This is a genomic window from Serratia sp. BNK-17 (genome assembly GCF_048684935.1).
In the GTDB taxonomy this organism is placed as follows: domain Bacteria; phylum Pseudomonadota; class Gammaproteobacteria; order Enterobacterales; family Enterobacteriaceae; genus Serratia; species Serratia nematodiphila.
Genome location: NZ_JBLQTR010000001.1, coordinates 2,020,417 through 2,036,082 on the forward strand (window position 1 = coordinate 2,020,417; position 15,666 = coordinate 2,036,082).

24 protein-coding genes are annotated in these 15,666 nt (G+C 53.9%); 23 read left to right on the top strand and 1 reads right to left on the bottom strand.

All coding sequences use genetic code 11. The annotated features are described in order from the left end of the window. On the top strand, positions 1-1,173 hold the full coding sequence (locus ACMGF7_RS09570; protein ID WP_273890350.1) for a MalY/PatB family protein: 1,173 nt from the start codon (positions 1-3) through the stop codon (positions 1,171-1,173). A 15-nt stretch (positions 1,174-1,188) separates the two neighbouring features. On the opposite strand, the gene ACMGF7_RS09575 is transcribed toward ACMGF7_RS09570, so the two are convergent. Next, entirely contained in the window at positions 1,189-1,416 is a 228-nt protein-coding gene (locus tag ACMGF7_RS09575) for a SlyX family protein (RefSeq protein ID WP_004930414.1), read from the bottom strand. A gap of 356 nt (positions 1,417-1,772) precedes the next feature. On the opposite strand from ACMGF7_RS09575, the gene fkpA reads away from it, so the two are divergent. The 22 genes from fkpA to rpsQ all read left to right on the top strand — a co-directional run bounded on the left by fkpA (position 1,773) and on the right by rpsQ (position 15,522). Continuing rightward, positions 1,773-2,612, top strand: coding sequence for an FKBP-type peptidyl-prolyl cis-trans isomerase (gene fkpA / locus ACMGF7_RS09580; protein WP_015379270.1), 840 nt, complete (start codon positions 1,773-1,775; stop codon positions 2,610-2,612). A 372-nt stretch (positions 2,613-2,984) separates the two neighbouring features. Continuing rightward, positions 2,985-3,707 (top strand): helix-turn-helix transcriptional regulator, encoded by a 723-nt coding sequence (locus ACMGF7_RS09585; protein WP_004930418.1) that lies wholly within the window; start codon positions 2,985-2,987, stop codon positions 3,705-3,707. Then, complete coding sequence (gene tusD / locus ACMGF7_RS09590; RefSeq protein ID WP_049240533.1) at positions 3,707-4,096, top strand: sulfurtransferase complex subunit TusD; 390 nt, start codon at positions 3,707-3,709, stop codon at positions 4,094-4,096. Before ACMGF7_RS09585 ends, tusD begins: the two co-directional genes overlap by 1 nt. 7 nt (positions 4,097-4,103) lie before the next feature. Continuing rightward, entirely contained in the window at positions 4,104-4,463 is a 360-nt protein-coding gene (gene tusC / locus ACMGF7_RS09595) for a sulfurtransferase complex subunit TusC (protein WP_044029960.1), read from the top strand. 9 nt (positions 4,464-4,472) lie between these two features. Further along, a complete protein-coding gene (gene tusB, locus ACMGF7_RS09600) occupies positions 4,473-4,760 on the top strand; it encodes a sulfurtransferase complex subunit TusB (protein ID WP_004930424.1) in 288 nt (95 codons plus the stop codon). A 143-nt stretch (positions 4,761-4,903) separates the two neighbouring features. Beyond that, positions 4,904-5,278, top strand: coding sequence for a 30S ribosomal protein S12 (gene rpsL / locus ACMGF7_RS09605; protein WP_004930426.1), 375 nt, complete (start codon positions 4,904-4,906; stop codon positions 5,276-5,278). Positions 5,279-5,374: 96 nt separating this feature from the next. Beyond that, a complete protein-coding gene (gene rpsG, locus ACMGF7_RS09610; protein ID WP_004956203.1) occupies positions 5,375-5,845 on the top strand; it encodes a 30S ribosomal protein S7 in 471 nt (156 codons plus the stop codon). A 93-nt stretch (positions 5,846-5,938) separates the two neighbouring features. Next, positions 5,939-8,053, top strand: coding sequence for an elongation factor G (gene fusA, locus ACMGF7_RS09615; protein WP_004930429.1), 2,115 nt, complete (start codon positions 5,939-5,941; stop codon positions 8,051-8,053). A gap of 70 nt (positions 8,054-8,123) precedes the next feature. Beyond that, positions 8,124-9,308 (top strand): elongation factor Tu, encoded by a 1,185-nt coding sequence (tuf, locus tag ACMGF7_RS09620; protein ID WP_015376315.1) that lies wholly within the window; start codon positions 8,124-8,126, stop codon positions 9,306-9,308. Positions 9,309-9,439: 131 nt separating this feature from the next. Next, the gene (gene bfd / locus ACMGF7_RS09625; protein WP_015379266.1) at positions 9,440-9,634 is read left to right on the top strand and encodes a bacterioferritin-associated ferredoxin; all 195 of its coding nucleotides are present in this window, start codon (positions 9,440-9,442) and stop codon (positions 9,632-9,634) included. Positions 9,635-9,707: 73 nt separating this feature from the next. After that, positions 9,708-10,187, top strand: coding sequence for a bacterioferritin (bfr, locus tag ACMGF7_RS09630; protein WP_004929784.1), 480 nt, complete (start codon positions 9,708-9,710; stop codon positions 10,185-10,187). Positions 10,188-10,565: 378 nt separating this feature from the next. Further along, a complete protein-coding gene (gene rpsJ, locus ACMGF7_RS09635) occupies positions 10,566-10,877 on the top strand; it encodes a 30S ribosomal protein S10 (RefSeq protein ID WP_001181005.1) in 312 nt (103 codons plus the stop codon). Positions 10,878-10,909: 32 nt separating this feature from the next. Continuing rightward, the gene (rplC, locus tag ACMGF7_RS09640; protein ID WP_015379265.1) at positions 10,910-11,539 is read left to right on the top strand and encodes a 50S ribosomal protein L3; all 630 of its coding nucleotides are present in this window, start codon (positions 10,910-10,912) and stop codon (positions 11,537-11,539) included. Between the two features lie 10 nt (positions 11,540-11,549). After that, positions 11,550-12,155: a 50S ribosomal protein L4 gene (gene rplD / locus ACMGF7_RS09645; protein ID WP_004929779.1), complete on the top strand. Its 606-nt coding sequence runs from the start codon at positions 11,550-11,552 to the stop codon at positions 12,153-12,155. Next, positions 12,152-12,454, top strand: coding sequence for a 50S ribosomal protein L23 (gene rplW / locus ACMGF7_RS09650; RefSeq protein WP_004929776.1), 303 nt, complete (start codon positions 12,152-12,154; stop codon positions 12,452-12,454). Before rplD ends, rplW begins: the two co-directional genes overlap by 4 nt. Before the next feature lie 18 nt (positions 12,455-12,472). Beyond that, the gene (gene rplB, locus ACMGF7_RS09655; RefSeq protein ID WP_004929775.1) at positions 12,473-13,297 is read left to right on the top strand and encodes a 50S ribosomal protein L2; all 825 of its coding nucleotides are present in this window, start codon (positions 12,473-12,475) and stop codon (positions 13,295-13,297) included. A gap of 14 nt (positions 13,298-13,311) precedes the next feature. Beyond that, positions 13,312-13,590: a 30S ribosomal protein S19 gene (gene rpsS, locus ACMGF7_RS09660; RefSeq protein WP_004929772.1), complete on the top strand. Its 279-nt coding sequence runs from the start codon at positions 13,312-13,314 to the stop codon at positions 13,588-13,590. A gap of 14 nt (positions 13,591-13,604) precedes the next feature. Then, the gene (gene rplV / locus ACMGF7_RS09665; protein ID WP_002223844.1) at positions 13,605-13,937 is read left to right on the top strand and encodes a 50S ribosomal protein L22; all 333 of its coding nucleotides are present in this window, start codon (positions 13,605-13,607) and stop codon (positions 13,935-13,937) included. A gap of 17 nt (positions 13,938-13,954) precedes the next feature. After that, on the top strand, positions 13,955-14,653 hold the full coding sequence (gene rpsC, locus ACMGF7_RS09670) for a 30S ribosomal protein S3 (RefSeq protein ID WP_004929766.1): 699 nt from the start codon (positions 13,955-13,957) through the stop codon (positions 14,651-14,653). Positions 14,654-14,665: 12 nt separating this feature from the next. Continuing rightward, positions 14,666-15,076, top strand: coding sequence for a 50S ribosomal protein L16 (rplP, locus tag ACMGF7_RS09675; protein WP_004929764.1), 411 nt, complete (start codon positions 14,666-14,668; stop codon positions 15,074-15,076). Further along, positions 15,076-15,267, top strand: coding sequence for a 50S ribosomal protein L29 (gene rpmC / locus ACMGF7_RS09680; protein WP_004929762.1), 192 nt, complete (start codon positions 15,076-15,078; stop codon positions 15,265-15,267). Before rplP ends, rpmC begins: the two co-directional genes overlap by 1 nt. Continuing rightward, positions 15,268-15,522: a 30S ribosomal protein S17 gene (gene rpsQ / locus ACMGF7_RS09685; RefSeq protein ID WP_004929760.1), complete on the top strand. Its 255-nt coding sequence runs from the start codon at positions 15,268-15,270 to the stop codon at positions 15,520-15,522. It begins immediately after the preceding gene. Positions 15,523-15,666: the final 144 nt, after the last annotated feature.

Consider the following 15,666-nt stretch of genomic DNA (forward strand, 5'->3'; position numbering starts at 1 on the left):
ATGACGAGTCATTTCAACGCCATCATCGATCGCCACAATACCGGCTCCGTGAAGTGGGACTTCATCGACCGCTATCTGCAACTGGACGGCAGCGAATTGTTGCCGATGTGGGTGTCCGATTTCGACTTTCCATGCCCGCCGGAGGTGCAACAGGCGCTGCATCAGCGGGTGGACCACGGCGTCTTTGGCTACAGCGAACGCGACGACGCCTACTACCAGGCGGCGATCGACTGGTTTGCCAAGCGGCACGACTTGCCGCTGCGGCGCGAGTGGTTCACGTCGATTGAAGGGGTGGTGCCGGGGTTGGCGATGCTGATCCAACTGCTCAGCAAGCCGGGGGACGGCGTGGTGGTGCAGGGGCCGTACTATGGCTCGTTCGCCAAGATAGTCACCATGAACGGCAGAGAGGTGATTGAAAATCCGCTGCTGGAAACCCCGCAGGGATGCCGGATCGATTTCGACCAGCTGGCCGCCTGCCTGGCGCAGCGCAAACCGCCGCTGTTGTTGCTGTGCAATCCGCACAATCCGACCGGCCGTTGCTGGCGCCGCGAGGAACTGGAGCGGCTCATGGCGCTCTGCCACGCCCACGATGTCACGGTGATCTCCGATGAAATTTGGGCCGATCTGCTGCTGCCCGGCGAGACGTTTACATCGGTGTTGCATCTGGACGAGGAATATCGCGAGCGGGTGATTGCGGCGACGTCCGCCAGCAAAACCTTCGGACTCTCTTCGCTGCGCATTTCGAATTTTCTGATCCCCAATGCCCGGCTGCGGCAGGCGTTTGTCGATCGGCTGAACGCCCACGGGCTGGATGTATTCAACGCGCTGTCGATGACGGCGGCGACCGCGGCCTATCAACGGGGCGCTGCCTGGCTTGATGAGCTGCTCGACTACCTGGCGGAGAATCGGCGCTGGTTTGAGCAGGCGCTGGCGGCCGCCGCGCCCTGGTGCACGATGACCCAGGCTGAAGGGACTTATCTCGCCTGGCTGGATTGCCGTGCACTGGGTTTGAACGATGCTGACTTACAGCAGGCGCTGGTGGCGGTGGCGAAGCTGGCGCCGTCGATGGGCAGCGGTTTCGGCCCGAAGGGGAGCGGTTTTATCCGCATCAACCTGGGGTGCCCGCGCCGCTATCTCGAGCGTGCCGTCGACGGGCTGGCACGCCTGAAATAACCGCGCAGCGGGCCCTCAATAGTGCGGCGGAGGGGTTTCTTCCGATTGCGAGGCGATCATTGAGGTTTGGGTCGAGCGCAGCTTGTCGGTCAACATGCGCAGGTGTTCGCGCATCTTCAGCATTTCCATTTGATGCTGGATGACGGTCTGGTTGAGCTCTTCGATGGTGAGCTCTTGGAAGGCCTGGCGGCTCTCCAGTTCTTCAAGCCGCTGTAGCAGGCGTTGAATGTCGGCGTTGTGCATGAGGCTACCTCTGACGCGATAAAATCCTGATTCGGCGCTATGGTAACAGCTGACGCCGGGTTTGCTCGCGCTATTTCTCCAGGCGGCGCGCAACGTTGCGATCGGCAGTGTAAAGTGCTGAAAAGTTGCACGCCCGATACGCCGTTTTTTGCTAACCTCGCCGAATATTCTGCAAGAAAAATCTGATTTATCATGCGAGTAGCACACAGGGGGAAACTTCTTGGCAAAGCGGGAGTCACACTTTGACTCGATTGGTTACCTGTGCGACTGTTTTGTTTTGTTTCAGGCAGCTATAGTAGCCCGGTTATCTTACCTAATGATTGTTTGGGGCATTGCTTCAGACACTGGAGAAATGGATGAAATCTTTGTTTAAAGTCACGCTTCTGGCAACCACCATGGCTTTTGCTCTGAATGCGACCCAGGTCATGGCAGCCGATGCCGCCAAACCGGCAGAAGCCGCTAAACCAGCGGACGCGGCGGCAGCTCCGAGCACCGGCAAGTTCAAAAACGACGACGAGCAAGCCGCTTACGCACTGGGCGCCTCTCTCGGCCGTTACATGGACAACTCTCTGAAAGAGCAAGAGAAGCTGGGCATCAAACTGGACAAAGATCAGCTGATCGCCGGCGTTCAGGACGCGTTCGCCAACAAGAGCAAGCTGAACGACGCCGACATCGAGAAGACCCTTCAGGGCTTCGAAGCGCGCGTGAAGGCTTCCGCTCAGGCGAAGATGGAACAGGACGCCAAGGACAACGAAACCAAAGGCGCCAAGTACCGCGACAGCTTCGCGAAAGAAAAAGGCGTGAAGAAAACCGAATCCGGCCTGCTGTACCAGGTAGAGAAACCGGGCGCGGGTGAAGCGCCGAAAGACAGCGACACCGTGGTAGTAAACTACAAAGGCACCCTGACCGACGGTACTGAGTTCGATAACTCCTACACCCGCGGCGAGCCGCTGTCGTTCCGTTTGGATGGCGTGATCCCGGGCTGGACCGAAGGCCTGAAGCACATCAAGAAAGGCGGCAAAATCAAGCTGGTGATCCCGCCGGCATTGGCCTACGGCAAAACCGGCGTTCCGGGCATCCCGGCTAACTCCACGCTGGTGTTCGACGTTGAGCTGCTGGACGTGAAAGCGGCGCCGAAAGCCGACGCTAAAGCCGAAAAATCGGCTGACGCGAAAGCAGACGCTAAAGCGAAATAATCTCGTCGCTCTGTTTGCCACCGCCGCGGATGCCCTCCGCGGCGGTTTTCATTTCGACCGCCGCCGCTTCTCTCTCCATTGAACGCTTGACGCCTGCCGGGCATCGGGCTTAACGTCAATACCACGCGCAAACGCAAGGACTTTGCTCCGGTCGCTTTGCTAGACTAATAATTCTGACTTATCAGTCATGCGTCTGCCCCTTAGGGCGTGTACCTAAAATTGTTCCCGGCCGCCTCGCCCGCGGATGTCATCGTGCCGTTTATGCTGCTCTCAGCCAGCCGCGCTGCGGCGTGCCGACGACGGCAGCGATCCGGTCCGAGCGGTTTTAGCTGCGCCCCCTGGCACAGGCGATCTATGAGGGTGGTATCTTCGATGTCGAATTCGCTTTTATCCAGCGAAGCCAGCGAACTTGATTTGCTGAATGAACGTCCGTTTACTCAAACGGATCATGAAATCCTGAAATCCTATGAAGCGGTGGTCGATGGGCTGGCGATGTTGATCGGCGGCCACTGCGAGATCGTATTGCACGCGCTGGAAGACCTGAACAGTTCGGCGGTGCGCATCGCCAACGGGGAACATACCGGGCGTAAAATCGGTTCGCCGATCACTGACCTGGCGCTGCGCATGCTGCACGACATGGCCGGCGACGACAGCAGCGTGTCGAAAGCCTACTTCACCCGCGCCAAGAGCGGCGTGCTGATGAAGTCGGTGACCATCGCCATTCGCAATCGCGAACAGCGGGTAATCGGCCTGCTGTGCATCAACATGAACCTCGATGTGCCGTTCTCGCAGATCATGCAGACCTTTATGCCGCCGGCCACGCAGGACGTGCCGTCGTCGGTGAATTTCGCCTCTTCCGTCGACGATCTGGTGGCGCAGACGCTGGAGTTCACCATCGAAGAGGTGAATGCCGATCGCTCGGTATCCAATAACGCCAAGAACCGCCAGGTAGTGCTAAACCTCTATGAGAAAGGCATCTTCGACATCAAGGATGCGATCAATCAGGTGGCGGATCGCCTGAATATCTCCAAACACACCGTGTATTTGTACATCCGCCAGTTCAAGAGCGGCGATCTGTTGGGAAGCGACCGTTGATGCTCGATTATTGTCTGTTGGTCACCGGTCCGGCTTACGGCACGCAGCAGGCCAGCAGCGCCTATCAGTTCGCTCAGGCCCTGCTGGCGAAAGGACACCGGCTTTCCAGCGTCTTTTTCTACCGTGAAGGGGTATTGAACGCCAACCAGCTGACCGCGCCCGCCAGCGATGAGTTCGACCTGGTGCGCGGTTGGGCGCAGCTGGCTCAGCAACACGGCGTGGCGCTCAACGTCTGCGTGGCCGCCGCGTTGCGCCGCGGCGTCACCGATGAGCGGGAGGCGGCGCAGCAGGGGCTGGCAAGCGCCAACCTGCAGCCCGGTTTTACCCTGAGCGGGTTGGGTTCCCTGGCCGAAGCGTCGCTAAGTTGCGACCGTCTGGTGCAGTTCTGAGGATAGGATGAAACGAGTCGCTTTTGTTTTCACCCATGGGCCGCACGGCGGCGCCAGCGGCAGGGAAGGGCTGGATGCGCTGCTCGCCACGTCGGCGCTCAGTGAAGATGTGGGGGTGTTTTTTGTCGGCGATGGCGTATTGCAGCTGTTGCCGGGCCAACAGCCGGAAAAGATTTTGGCGCGCAATTACATTGCCACCTTTGGCGTGCTGCCGCTGTATGACGTGGAGCGGTGCTATCTGTGCCAGGCTTCACTGCAGGAACGCGGACTGAGCCAGGTGACCGATTGGGTGCTGGACGCCGAGGTGCTGGCGCCGGACGAGCTGCGCCGCGAACTGGACGGCTACGACGCCGTGATGACGTTTTAGGATCCTCTGATGCTGTATACCCTGAGCCATTCGCCAAACCAATGTGACCTGCCTGCGCTGCTGCGCCTGACGGCGCAGGGCGACGCGCTGTTGCTGCTGCAGGACGGCGTGCTGGCAGGCCTTGCCGGCAGCGCTCATCTTGAATTGCTGCTCGCCGCCCCCATATCCCTTTATGCGCTGCAGGACGACCTGGAAGCCCGGGGATTGGTTGGTCATTTTTCGCACAAAATCACTGTCGTCGGCTATAATCACTTCGTTGAATTAACCGAACAACACCGCAGCCAAATGGCCTGGTGATAAGAGTGATGTTGTATATTTCTTGACACCCATACTGGTCAGCCCTAAAATTCTGCGTCCTCGTACTTTGCCAGTAGTGCATACGAGGGGATTTATCACATGTTTACGAAGCTAGTACGAAGCAAAAACCAGGAGCTTTTTTAATGGCAACAATTAACCAGCTGGTTCGCAAACCACGCTCTGTGAAGGCTGCTAAAAGCAACGTTCCAGCGCTGGAAGCCTGCCCGCAGAAACGTGGCGTATGCACCCGCGTATATACCACTACCCCGAAAAAACCAAACTCCGCACTGCGTAAAGTTTGCCGTGTGCGTTTGACCAACGGTTTCGAAGTGACTTCCTACATCGGTGGCGAAGGCCACAACCTGCAGGAACACTCCGTAATCCTGATCCGTGGCGGTCGTGTAAAAGACTTGCCAGGCGTGCGTTACCACACCGTCCGTGGTGCACTTGACTGCTCCGGTGTTAAAGACCGTAAGCAAGCTCGTTCCAAGTACGGCGTGAAGAAGCCAAAGGCTTAATGGTTCTCCGTTAAGTAAGGCCAAACGTTTTAACTTTAATGTCAAAATAAACTCGTAGAGTTTTGGACAATCCTGAATTAACAACGGAGTATTTCCATGCCACGTCGTCGCGTAATCGGCCAACGTAAAATCTTGCCAGATCCTAAGTTCGGATCTGAGCTGCTGGCCAAATTTGTAAATATCCTGATGGTAGACGGTAAAAAATCTACTGCAGAAGCAATCGTCTATACCGCGCTGGAGACCCTGGCTCAGCGTTCTGGTAAAGATCACCTGGAAGCTTTCGAAGTCGCTCTCGACAACGTTCGCCCGACTGTAGAAGTTAAGTCGCGTCGCGTTGGCGGTTCTACTTATCAGGTACCAGTTGAAGTCCGCCCGGTTCGTCGTAATGCTCTGGCAATGCGTTGGATCGTTGATGCTGCACGTAAACGCGGTGATAAATCCATGGCTCTGCGCCTGGCGAACGAGCTGTCTGACGCAGCAGAGAACAAAGGTTCTGCTGTTAAGAAGCGTGAAGACGTTCACCGTATGGCCGAAGCCAACAAGGCGTTCGCCCACTACCGCTGGTAATCATCCGGCTGTAGTCATGCTAACCAAGCGGGCGCGTCAAATCGGCCCGCTTGGGTTAACTGAACTTGAACGCCCTAGGAATAGAGGAATCAAATGGCTCGTACAACACCCATTGCACGCTACCGTAACATCGGTATCAGTGCTCACATCGACGCCGGTAAAACCACCACTACCGAACGTATTCTGTTCTACACCGGTGTAAACCACAAAATCGGTGAAGTTCATGACGGCGCTGCCACCATGGACTGGATGGAACAGGAGCAGGAGCGTGGTATTACCATCACTTCTGCAGCGACTACTGCCTTCTGGTCTGGTATGGCCAAGCAGTTCGAACCGCATCGCGTAAACATCATCGACACCCCAGGGCACGTTGACTTCACCATCGAAGTAGAACGTTCCATGCGTGTGCTGGATGGCGCGGTAATGGTTTACTGTGCTGTTGGTGGTGTTCAGCCACAGTCTGAAACCGTATGGCGTCAGGCTAACAAATACAAAGTGCCACGTATCGCGTTCGTTAACAAAATGGACCGTATGGGCGCTAACTTCCTGAAAGTTGTAGGCCAGATCAAAACTCGTCTGGGCGCCAACCCTGTTCCTCTGCAGCTGGCTATCGGCGCAGAAGACAAATTCACCGGCGTTATCGACCTGGTGAAGATGAAGGCGATCAACTGGAACGAAGAAGACGCAGGCGTAACCTTCGAATACGAAGACGTGCCGGCTGACATGATGGATCTGGCTGAAGAATGGCGCCAGAACCTGATCGAGTCCGCTGCGGAAGCTTCCGAAGAGCTGATGGAAAAATACCTGGGCGGCGAAGAGCTGACCGAGGAAGAAATCAAATCCGCTCTGCGTCAGCGCGTGCTGAACAACGAAATCATCCTGGTTACCTGTGGTTCTGCGTTCAAGAACAAAGGCGTACAGGCGATGCTGGATGCGGTAATCGAATACCTGCCGGCACCAACTGACGTTCCTGCGATCAACGGTATCCTGGACGATGGCAAAGACACTCCGGCTGAGCGTCACGCAAGTGATGACGAGCCGTTCTCTGCGCTGGCGTTCAAAATCGCTACCGACCCGTTCGTGGGTAACCTGACCTTCTTCCGCGTGTACTCCGGCGTTGTTAACTCCGGCGACACCGTGCTGAACTCCGTTAAGGCTGCGCGCGAGCGTTTCGGCCGTATCGTTCAGATGCACGCCAACAAGCGTGAAGAGATCAAAGAAGTTCGCGCAGGCGACATCGCCGCTGCGATCGGTCTGAAAGACGTGACCACCGGGGACACCCTGTGTGATCCAGACTCTCCAATCATCCTGGAGCGTATGGAATTCCCTGAGCCGGTAATCTCTATCGCCGTTGAACCAAAAACCAAAGCTGACCAAGAAAAAATGGGTCTGGCTCTGGGCCGTCTGGCTAAAGAAGACCCGTCATTCCGCGTATGGACTGACGAAGAGTCTAACCAGACCATCATCGCCGGTATGGGTGAACTGCACCTCGACATCATCGTTGACCGCATGAAGCGTGAATTCAACGTTGAAGCTAACGTGGGCAAACCTCAGGTAGCTTACCGCGAAGCGATTCGCGCGAAGATTACCGATGTTGAAGGTAAGCACGCCAAGCAGTCTGGTGGTCGCGGTCAGTACGGTCACGTTGTGATCGACATGTACCCACTGGAGCCGGGCTCTAACCCGAAAGGTTACGAGTTCATCAACGACATCAAAGGTGGTGTAATTCCTGGCGAATACATCCCTGCCGTTGATAAAGGCATCCAGGAGCAGCTGAAGTCTGGTCCGTTGGCTGGTTACCCGGTAGTAGACATGGGTATTCGTCTGCACTTCGGTTCTTACCACGACGTTGACTCCTCTGAACTGGCGTTTAAACTGGCCGCGTCTATCGCCTTTAAAGAAGGCTTTAAGAAAGCGAAACCAGTTCTGCTTGAGCCTATCATGAAGGTTGAAGTTGAGACTCCAGAAGAGAACACCGGTGACGTTATCGGTGACTTGAGCCGTCGTCGCGGCATGCTGCGCGGTCAGGAATCTGAAGTGACTGGCGTTAAGATCCACGCTGAAGTACCGTTGTCCGAAATGTTCGGCTACGCAACTCAGCTGCGTTCTCTGACTAAAGGTCGCGCATCATACACCATGGAATTCCTGAAGTATGATGATGCACCGAACAACGTCGCTCAGGCCGTAATCGAAGCCCGTGGCAAATAAGCCGCAGGGTTAAAACCAAAGTCCCGTGCTCTCTCCAGAAGGGGAGAGCGCTATAGTAAGGAATATAGCCGTGTCTAAAGAAAAATTTGAACGTACAAAACCGCACGTTAACGTTGGTACTATCGGCCACGTTGACCACGGTAAAACTACCCTGACTGCAGCGATCACCACCGTTCTGGCTAAAACCTACGGCGGTTCTGCACGTGCTTTCGACCAGATCGATAACGCGCCAGAAGAAAAAGCTCGTGGTATCACCATCAACACCTCCCACGTTGAGTATGACACCCCGACTCGTCACTACGCGCACGTTGACTGCCCAGGGCACGCCGACTACGTGAAAAACATGATCACCGGTGCTGCTCAGATGGACGGCGCGATCCTGGTAGTAGCTGCGACTGACGGCCCAATGCCTCAGACTCGTGAGCACATCCTGCTGGGTCGTCAGGTTGGCGTTCCTTTCATCATCGTATTCATGAACAAATGCGACATGGTTGATGATGAAGAGCTGCTGGAACTGGTAGAAATGGAAGTTCGCGAACTGCTGTCCGCTTACGACTTCCCAGGCGACGACCTGCCAGTAATCCGCGGTTCCGCGCTGAAAGCGCTGGAAGGCGAAGCTGAGTGGGAAGCGAAAATCATCGAACTGGCCGAAGCCCTGGACAGCTACATCCCAGAGCCAGAGCGTGCTATCGACAAGCCGTTCCTGCTGCCAATCGAAGACGTATTCTCCATCTCCGGTCGTGGTACCGTTGTTACCGGTCGTGTTGAGCGCGGTATCATCAAAGTTGGCGAAGAAGTTGAAATCGTTGGTATCAAAGACACCGTTAAGTCTACCTGTACTGGCGTTGAAATGTTCCGCAAACTGCTGGACGAAGGCCGTGCTGGTGAGAACGTAGGTGTTCTGCTGCGTGGTATCAAACGTGAAGAAATCGAACGTGGTCAGGTACTGGCTAAGCCAGGCTCCATCAAGCCGCACACCCAGTTCGAATCTGAAGTGTACATCCTGAGCAAAGATGAAGGTGGTCGTCACACGCCATTCTTCAAAGGCTACCGTCCACAGTTCTACTTCCGTACTACTGACGTGACCGGTACCATCGAACTGCCAGAAGGCGTAGAGATGGTAATGCCAGGCGACAACGTGAACATGGTTGTAACCCTGATTCACCCAATCGCGATGGACGACGGTCTGCGTTTCGCAATCCGTGAAGGCGGCCGTACTGTAGGCGCTGGTGTTGTTGCTAAAGTTATCGCTTAATCGCGAATAATTTTTCGACACAAAAAAGGGCACTTCGGTGCCCTTTTTTTATGCAATTCGTATAAGTCTTAATTGAAATAAAAACCATTCCTATTTAGACTCAATGCATTGGTTAAGAAGTGAGTCTCTCTATGTATGTATGTCTGTGTAATGCGGTGACTGACAAAGCGATCCGTAATGCGGTGCGTCAGCACAACCCCCATACCATGAAGCAGCTGCGTGAACTTGTGCCGATTGGTACCGATTGTGGAAAGTGCATTCGTCAGGCAAGACAGATTATGGTGGAGGAACGCGGAACTATCATCCCAATGCATGAAGTTGCCTAACAAAGGGTAAGGTTATTTTTGACTCTTGGCTTACAGGTTCTACACTTTTAGAACTGGCCAGGAGGAGTTACCTATGAAAGGCGATAAAAAGATCATTGCTCACCTCAACAAGCTGCTCGGCAACGAGCTGGTTGCCATCAATCAATATTTCCTGCACGCCCGCATGTTCAAGAATTGGGGTTTAATGCGCCTCAACGATAAGGAATACCATGAGTCGATCGACGAAATGAAACATGCCGATCGCTACATCGAGCGCATCCTGTTCCTGGAAGGAATACCTAATCTGCAAGACCTCGGCAAGCTGAACATCGGCGAAGACATTGAAGAGATGCTGCGTTCCGATCTGGCGCTGGAATTGGCGGGCGCCAAGAACCTGCGCGAAGGTATCGCCTACGCCGACTCGATTCACGATTATGTCAGCCGTGATTTGATGATCGACATTCTGGCCGATGAAGAAGAGCATATCGACTGGCTGGAAACCGAGCTGGATCTGATCGCTCGCCTCGGCATTCAAAACTATGCCCAGGCCCAGATTTTAGAGCGCAAAGAGTAAGCCTGCCTTCCGTTCGTCATCGCCTCTCCTGCCGGCGACCGTTTTTACGGCGGGGCAGGGGAGCTGCCCGCCAAGCATAATTCATACCTTGATCGCCACCTTCATCCCGTGATCGTCGCTGAAGACGCAAAAATGACGATTTCCTGAGCATATTTCCAACTGCGGCTTGCTTCCTGGGCCATTTTGCGTATAATGCGCGGGCTTACCTAATCTTGGTAAGCCTGATTTTAGCGAATCAGTCGATTGGCAGGTCTTTTTTGCCTTTCGAACAATACTCCCGATATGGGGGTTATATGTTGACGATTACACTCCCCCATCAATCGAAATGGGTGTGAGGAGTAATTATTTACGTTTATAAATAATTGGAGCTCTGGTCTCATGCAGAACCAAAGAATCCGTATCCGCCTGAAAGCGTTTGATCATCGTCTGATCGATCAATCAACCGCGGAAATCGTCGAGACTGCAAAGCGCACTGGTGCGCAAGTCCGTGGTCCGATCCCGCTGCCAACTCGCAAAGAGCGCTTTACCGTTCTGATCTCTCCGCACGTCAACAAAGACGCGCGCGATCAGTACGAGATTCGCACTCACAAGCGTCTGGTTGACATCGTTGAGCCAACCGAGAAAACCGTTGATGCTCTGATGCGTCTGGATCTGGCTGCCGGTGTAGACGTGCAGATCAGCCTGGGTTAATCAGGTCATTGAGCGATTGAGAGGTTGAAACAATGATTGGTTTAGTCGGTAAAAAAGTGGGTATGACCCGTATCTTCACTGAAGATGGCGTTTCTATCCCAGTAACCGTAATTGAAATTGAAGCGAACCGCGTGACTCAGGTTAAAAGCCTGGACACCGACGGTTACCGTGCCGTTCAGGTTACCACTGGTAGCAAAAAAGCTAACCGTGTAACCAAGCCGGAAGCGGGCCATTTCGCTAAAGCTGGCGTTGAAGCTGGCCGTGGTCTGTGGGAATTCCGCCTGGAAGAAGGTCAAGAATTCGCTGCAGGTCAGGAAATTAGCGTAGAAATCTTCGCTGACGTTAAAAAAGTCGATGTTACCGGTACTTCTAAAGGTAAAGGTTTTGCTGGCACTGTTAAGCGCTGGAACTTCCGTACCCAAGACGCTACCCACGGTAACTCCTTGTCTCACCGCGTTCCGGGTTCTATCGGTCAGAACCAGACTCCGGGCAAAGTGTTCAAAGGCAAGAAAATGGCTGGCCACCTGGGTGATGAGCGCGTAACCGTTCAAAGCCTGGACGTAGTACGTGTTGACGCTGAGCGCAACCTGCTGCTGGTTAAGGGTGCTGTACCGGGCGCAACCGGTGGCAACCTGATCGTTAAACCAGCTGTGAAGGCGTAAGGGGATAGCAATGGAATTAGTATTGAAAGACGCGCAAAGCGCGCTGACTGTTTCCGAAACTACCTTCGGTCGTGATTTCAACGAAGCGCTGGTACACCAGGTTGTTGTTGCTTATGCAGCAGGTGCCCGTCAAGGTACTCGTGCTCAGAAGACCCGTGCTGAAGTAACTGGTTCCGGCAAAAAGCCATGGCGTCAGAAAGGCACCGGCCGTGCGCGTTCAGGTTCTGTAAAGAGCCCGATCTGGCGTTCAGGCGGCGTGACCTTTGCTGCTAAGCCACAGGACCACAGTCAGAAAGTAAACAAAAAGATGTACCGCGGCGCGCTGAAAAGCATCCTGTCCGAACTGGTACGTCAAGATCGTCTGATCGTTGTCGAGAAGTTCTCTGTAGAAGCGCCTAAAACTAAGCTGCTGGCACAGAAACTGAAAGATATGGCTCTGGAAGACGTGCTGATCGTGACCGGTGAACTGGATGAGAATCTGTTCCTGGCAGCTCGCAACCTGTACAAGGTTGACGTGCGCGATGTAGCAGGTATCGATCCGGTTAGCCTGATCGCCTTCGACAAAGTGGTTATGACTGCTGATGCTGTGAAGCAAGTTGAGGAGATGCTGGCATGATCCGTGAAGAACGTTTGCTGAAAGTGCTGCGTGCACCGCACGTATCTGAAAAAGCATCCGCTGCGATGGAAAAAAGCAACACCATCGTTCTCAAAGTTGCCAAAGACGCGACCAAAGCAGAAATCAAAGCTGCAGTGCAGAAACTGTTTGAAGTCGAAGTCAAAGACGTGAACACCCTGGTAGTTAAAGGGAAAGTGAAGCGTCACGGTCAGCGTGTTGGTCGTCGTAGCGACTGGAAAAAAGCTTACGTCACCCTGAAAGAAGGCCAGAATCTGGACTTCATCGGCGGCGCAGAGTAAGTCGGAGGAGTAAGAACAATGGCAATTGTTAAATGTAAACCTACATCTCCGGGTCGTCGCCACGTTGTTAAAGTGGTTAACCCTGAGCTGCACAAGGGTAAACCTTATGCCCCGCTGCTGGAAAAACTGAGCAAAAGCGGTGGTCGTAACAACAATGGCCGTATCACCACCCGTCATATCGGTGGTGGCCACAAGCAACATTATCGTCTGGTTGACTTCAAGCGCAACAAAGACGGTATCCCTGCTGTGGTTGAGCGTCTGGAGTACGATCCGAACCGTTCCGCGAACATCGCGCTGGTTCTGTACAAAGACGGCGAACGCCGTTACATCCTGGCGCCGAAAGGCCTGAAAGCTGGTGACCAGATTCAATCTGGCGTTGATGCTGCAATCAAAGCGGGTAACACCCTGCCGATGCGCAACATTCCAGTTGGTTCAACGGTTCACAACGTAGAAATGAAACCAGGTAAAGGCGGCCAGATGGCTCGCTCCGCTGGCGCCTACGTTCAGATCGTTGCTCGTGATGGTTCCTACGTAACTCTGCGTCTGCGCTCCGGCGAAATGCGTAAAGTTCCAGCTGATTGCCGCGCCACCCTGGGTGAAGTCGGTAACGCTGAACACATGCTTCGCGTTCTGGGTAAAGCAGGTGCTGCACGTTGGCGTGGTGTTCGTCCTACCGTTCGCGGTACGGCGATGAACCCGGTAGATCACCCGCACGGTGGTGGTGAAGGTCGTAACTTTGGTAAGCACCCGGTAACTCCGTGGGGCGTTCAGACCAAAGGTAAGAAGACCCGTAGCAACAAGCGTACTGATAAGTTCATCGTACGTCGCCGTAGCAAAAAATAATTAGAGGATAAGCCATGCCACGTTCTCTCAAGAAAGGTCCTTTTATTGACCTGCACTTGCTGAAGAAGGTAGAGAAAGCGGTGGAAAGCGGTGACAAGAAGCCTTTGCGCACTTGGTCCCGTCGTTCAACGATCTTTCCTAACATGATCGGTTTGACCATCGCTGTCCATAATGGTCGTCAGCACGTACCAGTGTTCGTTTCCGATGAAATGGTCGGTCACAAACTGGGTGAATTCGCGCCGACTCGTACTTATCGCGGCCATGCGGCTGATAAAAAAGCTAAAAAGCGCTAAGGTAGGAGGAAGAGATGGAAACTATCGCTAAACATCGCCACGCTCGTTCTTCTGCTCAGAAGGTTCGCCTTGTTGCTGACCTGATTCGCGGTAAGAAAGTGTCGCAAGCTCTGGAAACTCTGACCTACACCAACAAGAAAGCTGCTGGTCTGGTTAAGAAAGTGCTGGAGTCTGCCATTGCTAACGCAGAACACAACGATGGCGCTGACATCGATGATCTGAAAGTTACGAAAATCTTCGTAGACGAAGGCCCAAGCATGAAGCGCATTATGCCGCGTGCAAAAGGTCGTGCAGATCGCATCCTGAAGCGCACCAGCCACATTACTGTGGTTGTGTCCGATCGCTGAGACTCTGGAGACTAGCAATGGGTCAGAAAGTACATCCTAATGGTATTCGCCTGGGTATTGTCAAACCTTGGAACTCTACTTGGTATGCGAATACCAAAGAATTCGCTGACAACCTGGACAGCGACTTTAAAGTTCGTCAATTCCTGACTAAGGAACTGTCGAAAGCTTCCGTTTCTCGCATCGTTATCGAGCGTCCTGCGAAGAGCATCCGTGTGACCATTCACACTGCTCGCCCAGGCATCGTTATCGGCAAGAAAGGTGAAGACGTCGAAAAACTGCGCAAGGTCGTAGCGGACATCGCTGGCGTTCCTGCACAGATCAACATCGCCGAAGTCCGTAAACCGGAACTCGACGCTAAATTGGTTGCTGACAGCATCACTTCTCAGCTGGAACGTCGCGTTATGTTCCGTCGTGCTATGAAGCGTGCAGTACAGAACGCAATGCGTCTTGGCGCTAAAGGTATCAAAGTTGAAGTAAGCGGCCGTCTTGGCGGCGCCGAAATCGCACGTACCGAATGGTACCGCGAAGGTCGTGTTCCATTGCACACTCTGCGTGCGGACATCGACTACAACACATCTGAAGCGCACACCACTTATGGTGTAATCGGCGTTAAGGTATGGATCTTCAAAGGTGAGATCCTGGGTGGTATGGCTGCAGTTGAACAACCGGAACCGGCTGCTCAACCTAAAAAGCAGCAGCGTAAAGGCCGCAAGTAAGGAGAGTCGCTGATGTTACAACCAAAGCGTACAAAATTCCGTAAGGTGCACAAGGGCCGCAACCGTGGTCTGGCGCAAGGTACGGATGTTAGCTTCGGCACTTTCGGTCTGAAAGCTGTTGGCCGTGGCCGTCTGACTGCTCGTCAAATCGAAGCAGCTCGTCGTGCAATGACTCGTGCAGTTAAGCGTCAAGGCAAGATCTGGATCCGTGTATTCCCGGACAAACCGATCACCGAGAAGCCGCTGGAAGTGCGTATGGGTAAAGGTAAGGGTAACGTGGAGTATTGGGTTGCCCTGATCCAGCCTGGTAAGGTCCTGTACGAAATGGACGGCGTGCCAGAAGAGGTTGCCCGCGAGGCATTCAAACTGGCAGCAGCGAAACTGCCGATCAAAACCACCTTTGTAACTAAGACGGTGATGTAATGAAAGCACAAGAGCTGCGTGAAAAAAGCGTTGAAGAGCTGAATGCCGAGCTGCTCAACCTGCTGCGTGAGCAATTCAACTTGCGCATGCAGGCGGCCAGTGGCCAGCTGCAACAAACTCACCTGTTGAAACAAGTGCGTCGTGACGTCGCACGCGTTAAGACTTTACTGACTCAAAAGGCGGGTGTGTAAATGACTGAAGTTATCCGTACCCTGCAGGGTCGTGTTGTTAGCGATAAAATGGAGAAATCCATCGTTGTTGCTATCGAGCGTACTGTGAAGCACCCGATCTACGGGAAATTCATCAAACGTACGACCAAGCTGCACGTACATGACGAGAACAACGAATGTGGTACCGGCGACGTGGTGGAAATCCGCGAATGCCGCCCACTGTCCAAGACCAAGTCCTGGACGTTGGTTCGCGTTGTAGAGAAAGCGATTCTGTAATAGAGTAGCTGGCTCTCACTTAATAAACGGCTCAGAAAATGAGCCGTTTATTTTTTCTACCCATACCAAGTAAGCGGTGTTATAATGCTGCGCCCTCGGTTATGGGGCTTTTCAACGGCCTAATTTTTACTTGGGTCTTTAAAG

Bases quoted from the DNA above. Each gene is read 5' to 3' on its own strand.
- rplP (WP_004929764.1), top strand. From the start codon at position 14,666: ATGTTACAACCAAAGCGTACAAAATTCCGTAAGGTGCACAAGGGCCGC.
- fusA (WP_004930429.1), top strand. From the start codon at position 5,939: ATGGCTCGTACAACACCCATTGCACGCTACCGTAACATCGGTATCAGT.
- bfr (WP_004929784.1), top strand. From the start codon at position 9,708: ATGAAAGGCGATAAAAAGATCATTGCTCACCTCAACAAGCTGCTCGGC.
- tusD (WP_049240533.1), top strand. From the start codon at position 3,707: ATGCTCGATTATTGTCTGTTGGTCACCGGTCCGGCTTACGGCACGCAG.
- rplC (WP_015379265.1), top strand. From the start codon at position 10,910: ATGATTGGTTTAGTCGGTAAAAAAGTGGGTATGACCCGTATCTTCACT.
- tusC (WP_044029960.1), top strand. From the start codon at position 4,104: ATGAAACGAGTCGCTTTTGTTTTCACCCATGGGCCGCACGGCGGCGCC.
- fkpA (WP_015379270.1), top strand. From the start codon at position 1,773: ATGAAATCTTTGTTTAAAGTCACGCTTCTGGCAACCACCATGGCTTTT.
- rpmC (WP_004929762.1), top strand. From the start codon at position 15,076: ATGAAAGCACAAGAGCTGCGTGAAAAAAGCGTTGAAGAGCTGAATGCC.
- ACMGF7_RS09575 (WP_004930414.1), bottom strand. From the start codon at position 1,416: ATGCACAACGCCGACATTCAACGCCTGCTACAGCGGCTTGAAGAACTG.
- tusB (WP_004930424.1), top strand. From the start codon at position 4,473: ATGCTGTATACCCTGAGCCATTCGCCAAACCAATGTGACCTGCCTGCG.
- rpsL (WP_004930426.1), top strand. From the start codon at position 4,904: ATGGCAACAATTAACCAGCTGGTTCGCAAACCACGCTCTGTGAAGGCT.
- rpsQ (WP_004929760.1), top strand. From the start codon at position 15,268: ATGACTGAAGTTATCCGTACCCTGCAGGGTCGTGTTGTTAGCGATAAA.
- rplD (WP_004929779.1), top strand. From the start codon at position 11,550: ATGGAATTAGTATTGAAAGACGCGCAAAGCGCGCTGACTGTTTCCGAA.
- bfd (WP_015379266.1), top strand. From the start codon at position 9,440: ATGTATGTATGTCTGTGTAATGCGGTGACTGACAAAGCGATCCGTAAT.
- rpsC (WP_004929766.1), top strand. From the start codon at position 13,955: ATGGGTCAGAAAGTACATCCTAATGGTATTCGCCTGGGTATTGTCAAA.
- rplW (WP_004929776.1), top strand. From the start codon at position 12,152: ATGATCCGTGAAGAACGTTTGCTGAAAGTGCTGCGTGCACCGCACGTA.
- rpsJ (WP_001181005.1), top strand. From the start codon at position 10,566: ATGCAGAACCAAAGAATCCGTATCCGCCTGAAAGCGTTTGATCATCGT.
- rplB (WP_004929775.1), top strand. From the start codon at position 12,473: ATGGCAATTGTTAAATGTAAACCTACATCTCCGGGTCGTCGCCACGTT.
- rplV (WP_002223844.1), top strand. From the start codon at position 13,605: ATGGAAACTATCGCTAAACATCGCCACGCTCGTTCTTCTGCTCAGAAG.
- rpsS (WP_004929772.1), top strand. From the start codon at position 13,312: ATGCCACGTTCTCTCAAGAAAGGTCCTTTTATTGACCTGCACTTGCTG.
- rpsG (WP_004956203.1), top strand. From the start codon at position 5,375: ATGCCACGTCGTCGCGTAATCGGCCAACGTAAAATCTTGCCAGATCCT.
- ACMGF7_RS09585 (WP_004930418.1), top strand. From the start codon at position 2,985: ATGTCGAATTCGCTTTTATCCAGCGAAGCCAGCGAACTTGATTTGCTG.
- ACMGF7_RS09570 (WP_273890350.1), top strand. From the start codon at position 1: ATGACGAGTCATTTCAACGCCATCATCGATCGCCACAATACCGGCTCC.